This window comes from Paraburkholderia sp., from assembly GCF_049581445.1.
In the GTDB taxonomy this organism is placed as follows: domain Bacteria; phylum Pseudomonadota; class Gammaproteobacteria; order Burkholderiales; family Burkholderiaceae; genus Paraburkholderia.
Map to the genome: position 1 here is coordinate 1 of NZ_JBAURZ010000188.1, position 16,109 is coordinate 16,109.

General features: G+C 61.4%; 16 protein-coding genes and 1 pseudogene. 10 read left to right on the forward strand and 7 right to left on the reverse strand.

The window, feature by feature from the left end; genetic code table 11:
- Positions 1-247, reverse strand: a pseudogene (locus WCA85_RS16730) (sulfonate ABC transporter permease); the annotation flags it as partial.
- Between the two features lie 516 nt (positions 248-763).
- Between WCA85_RS16730 and WCA85_RS16735 the strand changes: the two are divergent.
- The gene (locus WCA85_RS16735) at positions 764-2,440 is read left to right on the forward strand and encodes a sensor domain-containing diguanylate cyclase (protein ID WP_424065711.1); all 1,677 of its coding nucleotides are present in this window, start codon (positions 764-766) and stop codon (positions 2,438-2,440) included.
- A 104-nt stretch (positions 2,441-2,544) separates the two neighbouring features.
- Complete coding sequence (locus tag WCA85_RS16740) at positions 2,545-2,811, forward strand: hypothetical protein (protein WP_424065713.1); 267 nt, start codon at positions 2,545-2,547, stop codon at positions 2,809-2,811.
- A 138-nt stretch (positions 2,812-2,949) separates the two neighbouring features.
- Here WCA85_RS16740 and WCA85_RS16745 read toward each other — a convergent pair whose 3' ends face one another.
- Together WCA85_RS16745 and WCA85_RS16750 are read right to left on the reverse strand one after the other, a co-directional pair.
- A complete protein-coding gene (locus tag WCA85_RS16745) occupies positions 2,950-4,266 on the reverse strand; it encodes an ATP-binding protein (RefSeq protein ID WP_424065715.1) in 1,317 nt (438 codons plus the stop codon).
- The gene (locus tag WCA85_RS16750; RefSeq protein WP_424065717.1) at positions 4,250-4,975 is read right to left on the reverse strand and encodes a response regulator; all 726 of its coding nucleotides are present in this window, start codon (positions 4,973-4,975) and stop codon (positions 4,250-4,252) included. The genes WCA85_RS16745 and WCA85_RS16750 overlap by 17 nt, the downstream gene beginning before the upstream one ends.
- Before the next feature lie 222 nt (positions 4,976-5,197).
- Between WCA85_RS16750 and WCA85_RS16755 the strand changes: the two genes are divergently transcribed.
- Entirely contained in the window at positions 5,198-5,734 is a 537-nt protein-coding gene (locus WCA85_RS16755; RefSeq protein WP_424065718.1) for a periplasmic heavy metal sensor, read from the forward strand.
- Between the two features lie 218 nt (positions 5,735-5,952).
- On the opposite strand, the gene WCA85_RS16760 is transcribed toward WCA85_RS16755, so the two are convergent.
- Positions 5,953-6,663 carry a pirin family protein gene (locus WCA85_RS16760; protein WP_424065720.1) on the reverse strand — a complete coding sequence of 237 codons (711 nt, stop codon included), beginning with the start codon at positions 6,661-6,663 and terminating at the stop codon, positions 5,953-5,955.
- A gap of 548 nt (positions 6,664-7,211) precedes the next feature.
- Between WCA85_RS16760 and WCA85_RS16765 the strand changes: the two genes are divergently transcribed.
- The 4 genes from WCA85_RS16765 to WCA85_RS16780 all read left to right on the forward strand — a co-directional run bounded on the left by WCA85_RS16765 (position 7,212) and on the right by WCA85_RS16780 (position 11,121).
- On the forward strand, positions 7,212-7,901 hold the full coding sequence (locus WCA85_RS16765; RefSeq protein ID WP_424065721.1) for an ABC transporter permease: 690 nt from the start codon (positions 7,212-7,214) through the stop codon (positions 7,899-7,901).
- On the forward strand, positions 7,898-8,611 hold the full coding sequence (locus WCA85_RS16770; protein WP_424065722.1) for an ABC transporter permease: 714 nt from the start codon (positions 7,898-7,900) through the stop codon (positions 8,609-8,611). Before WCA85_RS16765 ends, WCA85_RS16770 begins: the two co-directional genes overlap by 4 nt.
- A gap of 16 nt (positions 8,612-8,627) precedes the next feature.
- Positions 8,628-9,407 carry an ABC transporter ATP-binding protein gene (locus WCA85_RS16775; RefSeq protein WP_424065724.1) on the forward strand — a complete coding sequence of 260 codons (780 nt, stop codon included), beginning with the start codon at positions 8,628-8,630 and terminating at the stop codon, positions 9,405-9,407.
- Positions 9,408-9,987: 580 nt separating this feature from the next.
- Positions 9,988-11,121, forward strand: coding sequence for a porin (locus WCA85_RS16780; protein WP_424065726.1), 1,134 nt, complete (start codon positions 9,988-9,990; stop codon positions 11,119-11,121).
- Positions 11,122-11,285: 164 nt separating this feature from the next.
- On the opposite strand, the gene glnK is transcribed toward WCA85_RS16780, so the two are convergent.
- Together glnK and WCA85_RS16790 are read right to left on the reverse strand one after the other, a co-directional pair.
- Positions 11,286-11,624: a P-II family nitrogen regulator gene (gene glnK, locus WCA85_RS16785; protein ID WP_074265470.1), complete on the reverse strand. Its 339-nt coding sequence runs from the start codon at positions 11,622-11,624 to the stop codon at positions 11,286-11,288.
- An 83-nt stretch (positions 11,625-11,707) separates the two neighbouring features.
- Entirely contained in the window at positions 11,708-13,396 is a 1,689-nt protein-coding gene (locus tag WCA85_RS16790; RefSeq protein ID WP_424065728.1) for an NAD+ synthase, read from the reverse strand.
- Positions 13,397-13,540: 144 nt separating this feature from the next.
- On the opposite strand from WCA85_RS16790, the gene WCA85_RS16795 reads away from it, so the two are divergent.
- Positions 13,541-14,710 (forward strand): GNAT family N-acetyltransferase, encoded by a 1,170-nt coding sequence (locus WCA85_RS16795; protein WP_424065730.1) that lies wholly within the window; start codon positions 13,541-13,543, stop codon positions 14,708-14,710.
- Positions 14,711-14,719: 9 nt separating this feature from the next.
- Positions 14,720-15,043 (forward strand): GIY-YIG nuclease family protein, encoded by a 324-nt coding sequence (locus WCA85_RS16800; protein WP_424065732.1) that lies wholly within the window; start codon positions 14,720-14,722, stop codon positions 15,041-15,043.
- Between the two features lie 153 nt (positions 15,044-15,196).
- Here WCA85_RS16800 and ppa read toward each other — a convergent pair whose 3' ends face one another.
- Positions 15,197-15,724, reverse strand: coding sequence for an inorganic diphosphatase (gene ppa / locus WCA85_RS16805; RefSeq protein WP_424065734.1), 528 nt, complete (start codon positions 15,722-15,724; stop codon positions 15,197-15,199).
- A 202-nt stretch (positions 15,725-15,926) separates the two neighbouring features.
- Here ppa and WCA85_RS16810 point away from each other — a divergent pair.
- On the forward strand, positions 15,927-16,109 hold a 183-nt coding region (locus WCA85_RS16810; protein ID WP_424065735.1), incomplete at its 3' end, for an aldehyde dehydrogenase family protein.

Below are 16,109 nucleotides of genomic sequence, written 5' to 3' on the forward strand. Positions count from 1 at the left end.
GCGACGCAACCATTGCCGCGAGCATGCGCAGCGTGGTGCGCATCGCATACTCAGGCAGGTTCGACGGCGCGAGCGAGATCACCTGGGTCTTTAAGGTCGACATCGGCGCGAGCGTCTGATGAAAGCCGATGGAGGCCATCGCGATCAGGCAGATGATCAACGGGAAGGCGACAAAATCCCAGCCGTTGGGCAACAGGCGCCACGCCGAAGCGTTGGCGGTGCGTTTCAGGTCGAAACTGAAGTCCATCAGGCGCCCTTCCTGTTTACGTAAGCTATTTGAATACGGGCCACGCGAGGCAGCACCGGGTTGGCCGCGGATGCCAGGCGCAAGCGAGGCGCGGCGCGGTGGGTTTTGGACGGCACGACACTACTACAACCTATGTTTCAGGCACAACCTTTAGGGCTAAATGAGTGGTCACATAGCGGGCAGCGGAGGATGATCCCCTCTTGGCGTCGCTTGCAAGCCACATCTGGAAAACCCGCGGCGGCGTTCAGAAACGACCGTGCGCGACCGTTAATAACCTGATGCCGTACCTTTTCCGCAATAACGGATGGCGCTGCGCCATGCGGCGGTTAAAATCGAGACACTGTGAGAGCCACGTGCTGGGGGGCCGGCGGCGGGCACCCGACAGTGGGCAAATTGAAAGGGGGCTATCCCGGCTTGCCACGACTGGCGACCCGCCACCACAGGAACGGCTCAGCGCCGGCGCGCTGCAACGATTGACCTTGTCGCATGTAAAAAGTCAGACGGATCTGAGAGTCGATGAACAGTAAATCCTTGCGCCACGCACCCGGACCGCTCAGCTTCGCGCTGATCGTGCTCGTTTGCTGGTTCGTGTCCGGCATGATCGCGGACCGGATGGTACAGCAAGAACTTGACGCGGCGTTGCGCGCGCAACGCCAGATGTCAGAGTCGATCGTCGACAACATGGCCGAGGTGATCGCCAGCGACCTGGCGATGTCGCGGGCCATTCCCGGCACAATGGCCGAAATGGATGTCGTCCAGCACGCGCTGGCGCAATCGCAGAATTATGCCGCGAACAGCGGCATCACTGAAACCGCGCAACGCGAAGCCCTGCTCAAGGTGCCGACGCTCGTCTCCGTCAGCGCCTTTTTGCACGACGCGCAAGGCTTTTCCGGGCTTGATTCGATCTGGCTAGTGAACGCCAACGGGATTTGCGTCGCCTCCAGCAACCCTCAGACACGTAATTTCGTGGGCGTCGACATGCGCGGGCGCAGCTTCCTCGCCAACGCCCTGCTCGGCGCCTTCGGCGAAGCCTATGGCGTGGGCCGCGCGACCGGCGAACCGGGTATCTTCATTGCCGCACCGGTTTACGACGACGGCGTGCTGGTGGGCGCGGTCATCGCGAAAGTCGGCCTCTCGCGCTTGCGTCACTGGGTGGCGCATGCCGGCGCGTTCGTCGCCGACGAAAACGGCGTGATCATCATGGCGCACGACGCCGCGCTCGAAGGACACGCCTTGCCCACCGGCCACATCAAACAGATGAGCGCCGCAGAACGCCTGAACACCTACAGGCGCGAAGACTTCCCGAATGTTCAGATCGAGCCGAACATGCAGCAGGCGCGCGAGCAGGCACCGTGGATTCCGGCGGCCGTCGCCGGCGAGCTCTTCAGCATGATGGACCGCCCCATGCCCGCGCTCTACGAATCGCGCATTGGACTCAACTCGGGACTGTCCGCTCACCTGGTCGATCCGCTTGCCGCCTGGCCGGAACTGCTGCGCAACCATAAGCGCGATCACCTGCTGGTGTTTCTGACGCTCGCCGGCACGGCTGCGCTGGCGTGGGTGATCACGTTGTCTTATGTGCGCGAACGCCGCCACCATCGCGCCACCCGTGACCTCGCCGAACAGTTGCAGTCGGCCAATACGCTGCTCTCCGCGGAGGCTCGTCACGATGCACTGACCGGTGCGCTCTCGCGGCGCTACTTCCTTGATTTACTACGCAGAGAGATCGAACGCACCCAGGCGAGCGGCGAGCGGCTCTGTATGGCGATTGCCGACCTCGATCACTTCAAGCAGATCAACGACCGCTTCGGCCACGCCACCGGTGATCGGGCGCTCGAGCATTTCGTCGACACCTGCCGCGCCGAGCTGCGCGGCAGCGACGCGATCGGACGGCTAGGCGGCGAAGAATTCGGCATTCTGCTGCCGGCCACGGCGCTCGAAGCCGGGCGTGATGTGGTCGAGCGGTTGCGCAATCGCCTGAAGGCCATGCCGTCGAGCAAGCTGCCGGCGTCGGCGAATCTGAGCGTGAGCATCGGCATCACGGAACTCTCGCCGGAGGATCTGCCGGAGCGGATCATGAGCCGCGCCGACCTCGCGCTGTACGCCGCGAAGAGCGGTGGGCGCGACCGTACCGAAGCCCTGCCGCCCGACGACACCGCCCCGCCGACCCGCACGGCCGCCACTACGTGGTAAGGGTGGATCGCAAACCGGCGGCGGCCTGCCGACACCCAGCAGCTAAGCAGGTATCATCAGTTTTTACACGAAGGCTATCGATACCGCTCTACCGGGAGATTTGCATGAAGGGAAATCTGGTCATTGTTTGCCGCGATCACGACGCCGACGCGTTCGACCATCTGCTGGCCGAATACGGAGCATTCCAGACACGCTTATCGTCGACAGCGTGGTATCTGAAACTCGAAGTGGCGCCGGAACTGATTCAGGAAGAGATCCTCGCCCGGCTCGGCAAGTACACGACTCACTACATCTTCGAAGCGGAGACGGTGACCTGGAACACGGTGGATAGCGAAGCGGCCACCGCGTTGAATACCTTGTTTTCGGAGTAATGTTGGTGGCGGCCCGGCGACGTGCTCGCCGGCCGCAAGGCCAGATCCGCCCGGATCTGGCCATACCAGGCCGCTTTCGGCTGGCGCGCGGCTTACCCTTCATTGGCCTTAGGAACGCACCCAGCTCGCCCGGTCAAGTTACCAGACGCTCTCCGAGACCGATGCCGGCCGCGTCACAGGTTGAAGCGGGAAGGTCATCAGGATGCGCAGCCCACGTCCACCGTGATTGCCGATTTCCCACTCGCCCCCGGCCCGCCGCACCAGCCGCTCCACAATTGCCAGCCCTAACCCGCTATGTCCGTTGCCACCGCGGGCCGGATCGAGGCGCACGAACGGCCGGCTCGCATTGACCAGATCCTGAGCCGCAATGCCAGCGCCGTTGTCCTGCACCGACAGCGTATAACCGCCCGGGGTGCGGGCCGTTGCCACCACGATCGGCGGCGCGCCGTATGCATGGGCGTTATCCAGCAGATTCGAGAGGACGCGGTCGAGCGTCGCCGCCGGCAGCAGGAAACCCGAACCGGCCTTCAGATCGGTCAGCACGCTGGTGGCGCCAGCCGCGACCGCCCGGTAGCTACGCACCACGCGCTCGCACTGCGCGTCCACTTCGACGGTTTCGCTGCGGTCGGCGCCATCGTGCGCGAACACCAGAAACTGCTCGACGATATGGGTCATGGAATCGACGTCGCGCACCACTCCGTCGCGCACCTTCGCCTCGTCCATCATCTCGGCGCGCAGGCGCAGACGCGCCAGCGGCGTCTTCAGATCGTGCGCGACGCCAGCCAGCATGACGGCACGATCGTTCTCGGTACGTGCCACTTCCTGCACCATCTGGTTGAACCCGTGGGTCAACTGACGCAACTCACGCGGCCCGTGTTCGGGCACCGGCGGCACCGGCTGACCGCGGCCGAAACGCGCTACGGCATTGGCCAGCGAGCGCAACGGCTGCTGCAATTGCCACGCGGCGAAGAGCGCCGCCATCACCGCAAACGTAAAGATGATGGTGAGCCACAGCACCATCCGGTCGACCGAACGCGGCGGCCGCAGCGGTTGCACCGGCACGACGATCCAGCTGGGATCGTTCGGCTGGCGCACCCATAGCACCGGCGGTTTGCCGGGGTCGCCCAGGCGCACCTGGGTGCCGGCCGGCATGCGGTCGCGCACGTCGTCGAGGAAGTGGTCGAGCGCGGTATTCTCGTCGGTAGACGCCGCCGGCACATCCTGACTTGACGGGTCGACGAGGCGCACCCGCGACGGCAACGGCTGACCCGGCGAATGGGCGACGTGCTGGCGCACGGCGTCGACGAGGAAGGTCGCCTCTTCTACTGCGTAACGATTCTGGAACTGGCTGCGCTCAAGGCGAAACAGCAGATACCCCGCGAAGTGCGACAGTAGCAGTACAACGACGACCAGCAACGCCAGCCGCCCAAACAGTGAATCAATGGGTCGGCGCATGCTGTTCGCCATCCGGCACGAACACGTAGCCGCGACCGCGCACGGTCTGAATAAAACGCGGTGTGGACGGATCGGTTTCGAGAATGCGACGCAGACGCCACACCTGCACGTCGATGCCACGGTCGGTGCCGTCGTATTCCGGACCGTGCAGCAGTTCGAGCAGGCGTTCGCGGGTGAGCGTGCGCATGGGGTGATTGACGAAGATCTTTAGTAGCGCGAATTCACTGCCGGACAAGGTGAGCGGCTTGTCTTCCAGATTGAGCGTGCGCGACTGGAAATCCAGCGTGAAGCGGCCGAACGTGAACGGCTCGCGCTGTTCCGGCGCAGCCGCCGACGGCAACGTGCGACGGCGCCGCAGCACCGCCTGCACACGCGCCAACAATTCGCGCGGATTGAACGGTTTGCCGAGGTAATCGTCCGCACCGAGTTCGAGACCGACAATGCGGTCGACGTCATCGGCACGCGCCGTCAGCATGATCACCGGAATGTCATCGCCCGAGGCGCGCAGTTTCCTGAGCGCCGTCAGACCGTCCACACCCGGCATCATCAGATCGAGCACGATCAGGTCCGGGCGTTCGCGTTCGAGCCTGCGCTCGAGCGAGCCGGCGTCGTGCAGCACCGATACTTCGATGCCCTGACGGGCCAGATAGTCGCGCAGCAGATCGCGGAGTTCGACGTCGTCATCGACGACAAGTATTTGAGTAGCCATGGCTTGAAGTTTAACGCGCAGCAGTTGGGGTTTCCGGGCCGGAGACCGCCCAAAGGGTTACCGGGTGTTACGGCGAAAGGGGCACGTAATGTCGCGTAATAGCCACAGAGCGTCGCGTAACACAGAGCAGTTCGCAGATCTCTACGCTGTGTCTTACCGAATGCATCCCGTCCTGTGTTGCCGTGTTTGCATCGTCGGCTATTCCATTACAAGGAGCCATTCATGTCCACAAAAATGTCACGCTTTGTCGCCGTCGCCGCAGCATCGCTTTCTATTGGCCTTGGTGCAGCATACGCTGCTCAACCTTCCGGCCCCGGCGGTCCTGGCGGTCCCGGAGGCTGGCACCACGACCACTTCATGCAGGAAATGAACCAGCTGCATGGCCAACTGAACCTGAACCCAGATCAGGAAAAGCAGTGGCAAACCGCCCTCAACACGATGAAGCAAAATCGTGAGGCCGAGCGCGCGAGCCACAAGCAGATGCACGAGCAGATGAAGTCGATGCAGCAGCAACCGATCCTCGATCTGAACGCACTGCACGATATGCATCAGAAGGCTGAAGAGCAGAACCATCAGCTGCACGAGCAGACCACAGCTGCCTGGCTCACGTTCTATAACGGTCTCGACGACAAGCAGAAGACCATCGTCAGTACGGCTCTCAAGCAACATTGGGCCAAGATGGAAGCGCGTCACGAGAAGATGCGCGAGCATTGGGAGCATCGCAAGGGCGCGGCGTCGGCGCCGGCTGCTAACCAGTAAGCGAAGCCAGCGCACTCAGCGCGGCGAGCGGCAGGTCGCACGCACTCGGTGCGGCGGGTTACGACTCGCCGTAGCGTGGTCCGCGCGAAAAAAATGCCACGGAAGAGATTTCCGTGGCATTTCTATTTTGCGCGAGGCGCCTGACCGTTCGTCCCCGGCTGATGGCTCAACCGCCCTGCCGATTGCGCGGCAGACCAACCGGCAGCCGGCCCGGCCGCTCAACCATTCAGCGAGCCGAGTTCAAACACCAGCACCTCAGCCGCCGCGGCCTTTTCCAGCGTTACCTGATCGGCATCGGTAATCATCGCGGCGTCACCCGCGCCAAGCGCCTCGCCGTTGACCGTCAACGCGCCGCGTGCGACGTGGACATAGGCACGCCGGCCCGCTTGCAGCGGCAATGCGGCTTGTTCCGCGCCATCGATCAGCGCCGCATAAATCGACGCGTCCGAATGAATTGTCACCGATCCGTCGCGACCATCCGGCGAAGCGACAATACGCAGACGCCCACGCTTGTCCGCGGCATCGAAGCGCTTTTCCTCGTAACCCGGCGGGTTGCCGGCGCGCTGCGGCAAGACCCAGATCTGCAGCAGATGCACCTCTTCATCCGGCGACGCATTGAACTCGCTATGCATCACGCCGGTGCCGGCGCTCATGCGCTGCACGTCGCCGTGGCGGATCGTCGAGCCATTGCCCATGCTGTCGCGGTGCGCGAGTGCACCGTCGAGGACGTAAGTGACGATCTCCATATCGCGATGACCATGCGTGCCGAAGCCCTGGCCGCCCGCAATCCGGTCCTCGTTGATCACGCGCAGCGGTCCGAAGTGCATGTGCTCCGGATCGTAGTAATCGGCAAAGGAAAAGCTGTGATACGAGTCGAGCCAGCCGTGGTTGGCGTGGCCGCGTTCTGCGGAGCGGCGAATCTCGATCATGAGTAACTCCAGGTCAATGCGTTGCGATGGCCAGAATGTATGGGCGAGTGGCCTCTGGAACAATCCGCACAAGCGCACTTGAGCGTTCCATAAATGCGGGCAATGGGCAGCGCAGCCCCGTCGCCAGCCCGCAAGGCCGCATGATCTTCGCAGCGGAGGCAGGTTCACCGGCTTCGCGCAGACGCTCTACGGAGCGTGGCCGGCGCTGCACTGGCACGGTTCGCCTGATCGGGTAAAATACCGCGCTTTTCTGGTGGACTCAGCCGCGTCGCATTCCGGAACAGGCCGCCGCATCAGGCTGTCCAGATCCGGCACGACAATTTTGACCGCCTAGAATAGCGACGGCCATTCGAGGCCAAATCGTAGGCTTCGAGGCTAACCGGACTCCAACCGGCACCGAAGTCGCCTGATCGTCACCCGAAGCGTCCGGAACTCGGGACGGACCCGCATGGGCCTGCCGCGAGCTTCGTTATACAGTCGGAAAACGCGCGGCGCAGGTCAACCGCGGCTTTCGCGGTCCGCACCTCACGCATCGTCAAGGACCTCATATGTCCCTTCAAGGCTACGGCCCGTTGCTTCTTAACGGCACCTGGCAGACCGTCAAACTGGCGGTCCTGTCGCTGGCGTTCGCTTTTGTGCTGGGCTTGCTCGGCGCAGCGGCCAAACTGTCGAAAAACCGCGTGTCATATAGCGTCGGCACGCTTTACACGACGCTCGTGCGCGGCGTGCCCGATCTCGTGCTTATGCTGCTGCTCTTCTACAGCCTGCAGATTTGCCTGAACAACCTGACCGACCTGCTCGGCTGGGACCAGATCGACATCGACCCGTTCGTGGCCGGCGTCGCGGTGCTCGGCTTCATCTACGGCGCTTACTTCACGGAGACCTTCCGCGGCGCATTCCTCGCGGTGCCACGCGGCCAGCTCGAAGCGGGCTCCGCGTACGGCATGACCGGCTGGCAGGTGTTCTCACGGATCATGTTCCCGCAGATGATGCGCTTCGCCCTGCCAGGTATCGGCAACAACTGGCAGGTGATGGTGAAAGCCACCGCGCTGGTGTCGATCATCGGCTTGGCCGATGTCGTGAAAGCCTCGCAGGACGCCGGCAAAGGCACGCTGAGATTCTTCTTCTTCACCCTGCTCGCAGGGGCCATCTACCTGGTCATCACCACGGTCTCGAACTTCGTGCTGATGTACCTCGAAAAGCGCTACTCGACCGGCGTACGCAAGGCGGATCTATGATCGAGATCATTCAGGAATACTGGCGCAACTATCTATATAGCGACGGCTACCGCCTGACGGGCGTCGTCATTACGCTGTGGCTGCTGGTGGTGTCGATCGGCCTCGGCTTCTGTCTGTCGATTCCGCTGTCGGTCGCACGCGTTTCGAAGAAGAAGTGGCTCTCGAGTCTGGTGTGGCTCTACACCTATGTGTTTCGCGGCACGCCACTCTATGTGCAACTGCTGCTCTGCTACACCGGCCTCTACAGTCTGGAAGTGATCCGCAATCACGAACTGACCAACGCGTTCTTCCGCGATGGCATGCATTGCACGCTGCTCGCCTTCACGCTGAACACCTGTGCGTACACCACCGAGATCTTCGCCGGCGCCATCCGCGCCACGCCTTATGGAGAGATCGAGGCCGCCCGTGCTTACGGCATGTCGCCCTTCACGCTTTACCGCCGGGTGATCCTGCCGTCGGCGCTGCGCCGCGCGCTGCCGTACTACAGCAACGAAGTGATCCTGATGCTGCACGCCACCACGGTTGCGTTCACGGCCACCGTGCCGGACATCCTGAAGATCGCCCGGGATGTGAACTCCGCCACCTATCAGTCGTTCAATGCATTCGGCCTCGCGGCCCTGCTCTACCTGATTATCTCTTTCACGCTGGTGTGGCTGTTCCGCCGCGCCGAGCGCCGCTGGCTCGCTTATTTGCGACCGCAAGGCAAATAAGCCGTCAAGGACCCAGATGAACACAAAGAAGCAAAAGCTCTTCGTCGACGAGCTTCATAAACAGTACGGCGACAATGAAGTGCTCAAGGGCGTCTCGCTGCAAGCCAATGCAGGCGATGTGATAAGCGTGATTGGCTCATCCGGTTCAGGCAAGAGCACCATGCTACGGTGTATCAACTTTCTCGAACAGCCTAACTCGGGGCGCATCTTCGTCGACGGCGAAGAGGTCCGCACGCAGAAAGCGAAGAACGGGGCGCTGCGGGTCTCCGATCCCAGGCAGTTGCAGCGCGTGCGCACCAAGCTGTCGATGGTGTTCCAGCACTTCAATTTGTGGGCGCACATGAACGTGATGGAGAACATCATTGAAGCGCCGGTGCATGTGCTTGGCCTGCCGCGCCGCGAAGCGGAAGAGCGCGCCCGTCAATATCTGGAGAAGGTCGGCCTCGCGCCGCGCGTCGAGAAGCAATATCCGGCGCACCTGTCTGGTGGCCAACAACAGCGCGTCGCGATTGCCCGGGCACTGGCGATGCATCCCGACGTGATGCTGTTCGACGAACCGACTTCCGCGCTCGATCCGGAACTGGTCGGCGAAGTGCTGAAGGTCATGCAGACGCTAGCCGAAGAAGGCCGCACCATGATCGTGGTCACTCACGAGATGGCCTTCGCGCGCAACGTGTCGAATCACGTGATGTTCCTGCATCAGGGACGCGTCGAAGAAGAAGGTCATCCGGATGAAGTGTTCAGGAACACGAAAAGCGAACGGCTTAAACAATTCCTTTCGGGCAGCCTTAAGTAGTTTTTAGTAGAACGATCTGTAGTTTGGCTGTTGTTCATGTAGTATTACAAGGCGCTTACAAAAGCGCCTTTTTCATTTCCACTTCGTGTTTTGAGATGCCTGGCGTCCCAAAATATGCGCGAACGTCCCGCCTTTTAGTCCTACTCCGGCGTTTTTCTACCGTCAATAGTGGCAATCCTTAACGTTGCCACATATGAAGCATGATTCCCTTGTCAGACAAGGCTTTCATGGTGTTTTAGGCACGCGGTTCAGGTTCCTTGCTCACACCACTATTGCAATTTGGAGACACCTGCTGGACTCAAGACCAATTTCTTCTCACATTGAAGTGTATTTTTGATAAATTAGTAACCAAAGTACCAAAACAAAGTTGATTAAAAGTAGTTTCACTTCAAAACGCAGAGGAGATACGGGCCGACGAGGGACGGACACGACGCACAGATAGCTCCACGCTACTTCGTTATGACCACGCGCCCCGATCGACCCAATCGTCTCCCTGGTACGGATTTCTGTTCGGCGCCTCTGGCGTCCGGACACCATTCGCAGTACTGGGTTTTTCTTTTGACAGGGTATGGAGGAGAAGATGAAGAAAGCATTGCTCGCCGCGGCGCTGATGTCGGCCGGTGTAGTTGCGCACGCACAAAGCAGCGTGACGCTGTACGGTCGTCTTGATGCGGGTGTCGAATACATCAGCGGCCTTCCGAATGCCACTTACAACGGTTCAGTATCGCGTTGGCGCATTGAAAGCGGCGACTGGGGCACCAGCCTGTGGGGCATGAAGGGCGTTGAAGACCTCGGTGGCGGTAACAAGGCGCTGTTCCAGTTGGAAGGCTCCTTCAGCACCGTGACCGGCGCAGGCCCTGGCGGTGGTGAACTCTTCAATCGTTGGGCAACAGTCGGTATGTCGAACGATCAGTTCGGTACGCTGCTGTTGGGTCGCGAACTGTTCATCGCTAACGGCGTGTGGGACTTTGACCCGTTCGGTCAGTCGAACTGGTCGTCGGCATCGCTGGTGCGTGGCCGCAACTGGCCGGCATCGAGCAACAACGTGTCGTACCAGTCGCCGAAGATCGCTGGCTTTGACGTGTATGGCCAGTACTCGCTGTCGAACTCGACCAGCTTCAACGGTGGCCCGGGTGCAGTCCAAGGTCGTGAAGACGGCCTCCAGGTGACCTACACGAACTCGCTGTTCCAGTTGCGCGGCCTGTATGACGAAATCCGCAACCCGACGACGGGTAGCCTGGGTGACGTCGCCGCTGGCTCGCCGAATGGTCCGTTCAGCTTCGGTCGTGAGTACTTCGCTGGCGCCAACGTGTTCCTCGGCCAGTTCAAGATTCAGGCTGTGTACCAGGGCGTCCGTACTTCGGGTGAAACGGGTGTACCTATCGGCACGCCGACGACGACCGACCAGGAATGGGGCGGTGTGACGTGGCAAGCCACGCCGGCTGCTGCGCTGATCGCTGCGGTGTACCACGTCAACGCCAACAATGGTGGCGGCAACGCGAACATCTACACGATTGGTGGTTCGTACAACCTGTCCAAGCGTACATTGCTCGACATCCAGATCGCTACGGCACGTAACAGCAAGACCGCTAACTTCGGCCTTGATGCGAATGCCCCCGGCCCTGGCGGCGAAACGTCTGCTGGCTATAACGAAAACCCGACGCTGGGCCATGCTCAGACCGGCTTCTACGCTGGTATCCAACACTCGTTCTAATCGAACGGTGTAACGTCAAGATAAAATCTTAGAATCTTTTTCACGCTGCTGCGAGAGGCGCGTATCGGTGCGATGTCCGAAAGGGTATCGCACCGTTTTTTATTGGCGCGAGCGGATCTGCGTCCGCTGCGTGTCAGTCTGATCTTCTGCCTTGTGTGCGACCCTTACACCGCTGCTTCGTTTTCCTCACCAGTGCGAATGCGGATCACGCGTTCGACTTCCGCCACGAAGATCTTGCCGTCGCCAATCTTCCCGGTGCGTGCCGCGCCGATGATGGCGTCGATGACCTGATCGCATTGATCGTTCGCCACCACCACTTCGATCTTCACCTTCGGCAGAAAATCCACCACATATTCAGCGCCGCGATAAAGCTCCGTGTGCCCCTTCTGGCGCCCAAAGCCTTTGACTTCGGTGACCGTCAGGCCCGTCAGACCCACTTCCGCGAGTGCTTCGCGCACTTCGTCGAGCTTGAACGGTTTAATGACTGCAGTAATGCGCTTCATGGCTGCCTCGTCTCTAGATTGGATAGTTTGAGAAAGTCGAAAGGAAAACGATAGGTTTGATTCTACGCTGCTTGCGCGAAGGGTTACTCCACCGGTTCGGTATAACGCGACGTGATCGGATAACGCCAGTCGCGGCCGAACGCGCGATGCGTCACGCGAATGCCGATCGGCGCCTGACGGCGCTTGTATTCGTTGATCTTGATGAGGCGCGTGACACGCTTCACGTCGTCCACCGCATAGCCTGCCGCGATGATCTCGGCAAGCGAGCGGTCCTCTTCCATGTACATGCGCATGATGGCGTCGAGCACTTCGTACGGCGGCAGACTGTCCTGGTCGGTCTGGTTGTCGCGCAACTCCGCTGACGGCGCGCGCGTCAGAATTCGCTCCGGAATGATGTTCTGCTTTGCGAACGTAGTCGCCGCGTTGCGGTAGTGACACAGGCGGTACACCAACGTCTTGGCAATATCCTTGATCACCGCGAAACCGCCGGCCATGTCACCGTACAGCGTGCAATAGCCGACCGCCATCTCGCTCTTGTTGCCGGTGGTCAGCACGATCGAACCGAACTTGTTGGACAACGCCATCAGCAGCGTGCCGCGAATGCGCGCCTGGATGTTTTCCTCCGTGGCGTCTTCCGCGCGGCCCGCGAACTCCTGCGCGAGCGACGAGCGGAATGCATCGAACATTGGTGCAATGGCGATTTCGTCGTAGCGCACGCCGACGCGGCGTGCCATCTCGGCGGCGTCGGTGGTTGAAATGTCCGCGGTGTAGCGCGACGGCATCATTACTGCACGGACGCGCTCGGCGCCAAGCGCGTCGCAGGCTACGGCCAGCACCAGCGCCGAATCGACGCCACCTGACAGGCCAATGATCGCGCCCGGGAAGCCGTTCTTGTTGATGTAGTCGCGCACGCCCATCACGAGCACCGCATAGACCTGCGCCTCCAGCGACTGCTCGGGCGCAACCGTGCTGGGCACGGGGCACGCGTCGTCGAATTCGACGATCGCATGACCTTCCTCGAACTGGGCCATCTTCGCTACCATCTCGCCGTTGCCATCCAGCACGAACGAGCCGCCGTCGAACACAAGTTCGTCCTGCGCGCCAACCATGTTGACGTAGACCATCGGCAGGCCGGTCTCGCGAATCCGCGCGCGCAGGATGTCGACCCGCACGACTTCCTTGTTCAGGTGGTACGGGGAACCATTCGGGATCAGCAGCACCTGAGCACCGGCCGCCTTGGCTTGCTGGGCCGCCGGCGAATGCCAGACGTCCTCGCAGATCACCACGCCGTACTTCACGCCATCCAGTTCGAATACGAACGGTTGCGGGTCCGACGCAAAGTAGCGCTTCTCGTCGAACACTTCGCTGTTAGGCAGGTCCTGCTTCAGATAGGTGCCCACCACCTTGCCGTCGACGATCAGCGAGGCGGCGTTGAACGTGTCGACTGGCGGCACGCCGCGCTCGATTGGCGCGTTTGCTTTACCATGGCCGTGCGCGGCGTCGCGGTGCGGATGGCCGACCACCACATGCAGGCCGGTGAACGGCTTCAATTGCGTAGCGAGATCCGCCAAAGCGGCGGCACTCGCGGCATAGAAGGCCGGGCGTAGCAGCAGATCTTCCGGTGGATAGCCGGACAACGCGAGTTCCGGCGCGACCAGGAGCTTCGCACCATCGTTGTGCGCCGCGCGCGCGGCGGCGACGATCTTGGCGACGTTGCCGGCGAAATCGCCGACGGTGACATTGATTTGAGCAAGAGCGATTCGGGTCTTCATGGCAGGATCGAAGGCAAGCCGCGCGGCTTGCCGGTTGCGGCGGCCAGAGTGGCTCGACGTAAGTGGCAAACTCGGATAAACACGGACAAACGAACGGCGCACTGCCAGAAGCGGCGCCCCGTTCAGATCGGAACAGTCAAAAGATTGAACCAGGAACGCTTTGATTATCGCACGGGCATTCTGGCCTCGCCCTCTGAGGTGGACGCCGCCGAATGGAATGCCCTGCTCGCCCAGCAGGCCCAGCCCACGCCGTTTCTGCGGCATGAATTCCTGAGCGCGCTGCATACGAGCAAATCGGCAGTGGCCGATACCGGCTGGGCACCGCAGTTCGTCACGCTGACGGACCCGCGCAGCGGGCGGCTGGCCGCTGCTGCGCCCGTGTATCTGAAGGGGCACTCGTACGGGGAGTACGTTTTTGATTGGGCGTGGGCCGATGCGTACAAGCGCAACGGCCTGCCCTACTATCCGAAACTGCTGTGCGCGGTGCCGTTCACCCCCGTGCAAGGCAACCGGCTGCTTGCCAGTGATCCGCATGCGCTGCGCCATCTGGCTGCCACGGTGGTGGCGTTTGCCGAGCAGGCGGACGTGTCGTCGCTACATGTGCTGTTTCCTACAGCCGACGAGGCTGACGCACTAACCGGCCTTGGCATGATGCAGCGTGAGGGCGTGCAATTCCACTGGCTGAACGACGGCTACCGCGACTTCGACGAATTCCTCTCGACGCTCGAACAGAAAAAGCGCAAGAACATCCGCGCCGAACGCCGCAAAGTGCGCGAGGCAGGTATCACGATGCGACGCGTGCGCGGTGAAGACATCCGCGACGAAGAGTGGCGCTTCTTTGCCAAATGCTACAAGCAGACCTACCGCGAGCATTTCTCGAGTCCCTATCTGAACCTCGAGTTTTTCCGCACGATTGGCGCGACCATGCCGGAAAATTTGCTGCTCGTGATCGCGGAGTACGACGGCAAACCGATCGCGAGTTCGCTGGTGATCTATCAACGCGACGACGCGACCGGTGGCACACTGTATGGTCGTTACTGGGGTGCGCTCGAACATGTGCCCTGCCTGCACTTCGAGACTGCTTACTATCAGCCGCTAGAGTTCTGTATCGAGGAAAAGCTTGGCGTGTTCGAAGGTGGCGCGCAAGGCGAACACAAGATGGCGCGTGGGTTTCTGCCCACCGTCACGCGCTCGACACACTGGCTTGCGCATCCGGGGTTCGCCGATGCGGTAGCGCGCTTTCTCGACAGCGAAACGAACAGTATCCACGCATATGTCGATGAGCTGCGTGATCACAATCCGTTCAAAGGCTAGCTCGCACTCATGGCGTGGTTTCTTTACCTGATCGAATGTGCTGACGGCAGCGTCTATACCGGCATTGCGGTCGACGTGCAGGCGCGCTTTGAAAAACATCTTAACGGCACCGGGGCGCGCTACACGCGCTCGCGCAAACCGCTGCAGGTGCTGGCCTCGTTCGAACTGGCTGACCGATCGAGCGCGTCGAGTGCCGAGTATTGGGTGAAGCGGCTGTCGGCGGTTGAAAAACGCGCCTTGGCTGCGGGGGTCCGGACCTTGGAGTCGGTGCTGCCGCTCGTTCCCGCAGAGGCTGAAGTTGATGCTGAAGCGGAAGGAGCGGACGGTGCGTGATACGCGAAATGAGCCACGTAGTACCCGCCACGGATAGCGCATGCGCAATTTGAACGCGTGATCGGCTTCTGCGCGCCCTGCTCGCGACCCATAAAAAACCGCGCCGCCCTTTCGGGCCAGCGCGGTTTTTTGCACCTGGGTGTCTGAACCAGTTTACTTCTTGTAGTTCGCCACGCCTTCGGTGATTTCCTTGTGAGCGGCATCAATGTCCGCCCAGCCTTCGACCTTCACCCACTTGCCCTTCTCCAGCGCCTTGTATTGCTCGAAGAAGTGCTTGATCTGGTCTTTCAGATACGCCGGCACGTCGTCGATCGACTTCAGCGTTGCCGTCATCGGGCAGACCTTGTCGTGCGGCACGGCGATCAGCTTCGCGTCAACGCCCGATTCGTCTGTCATCTGCAGCATGCCGAGCGCGCGCGCACGGACGACCGAGCCCGCCAGCAGCGGAAACGGCGTGATCACCAGCACGTCGACCGGGTCGCCGTCGCCCGACAGTGTCTGCGGGATGAAACCGTAGTTGGCCGGATAACGCATGCCCGTGCTGATGAAACGGTCAACGACGAGCAAACCCAGGTCCTTGTCTGCTTCGTACTTCACAGGATCGCTTTGCGCGGGAATCTCGATGATGACGTTGAAATCTTGCGGAAGATCTTTGCCTGCGGGGACGTGATTGAAGCTCATGAGCGCTCTCTGGTCAGGATGGAATGCGGAACACAGCGCGCGATACGGCGCCTAACCCTATAAGGCCTGGGCGGGCGCCGCACAGCGGGCCGGAAGTGCGGGATGGGTCATTATAGCCAATCGGCCAATGGCACTCGCGCCAGGATCGGCGCGATAATCGTCGCACAGTCTTGTTGCAGAGTCTTTTCAGCCAGGAGCATGCATGGAAGAAGCCAAACACTTCATCGGCGGCGAATGGGCCACCTCTGCGGGTGGCGAGACGATCCCGGTACTCGATCCCTCTGACGGGCAGCCATTTACCCAGTTGGCCCGCGGCACCGCTGCGGATATCGACGCGGCCGTACGGGCCGCCCGCAGCGCGTTCGAGGGCCCGTGGGGCGCCGCC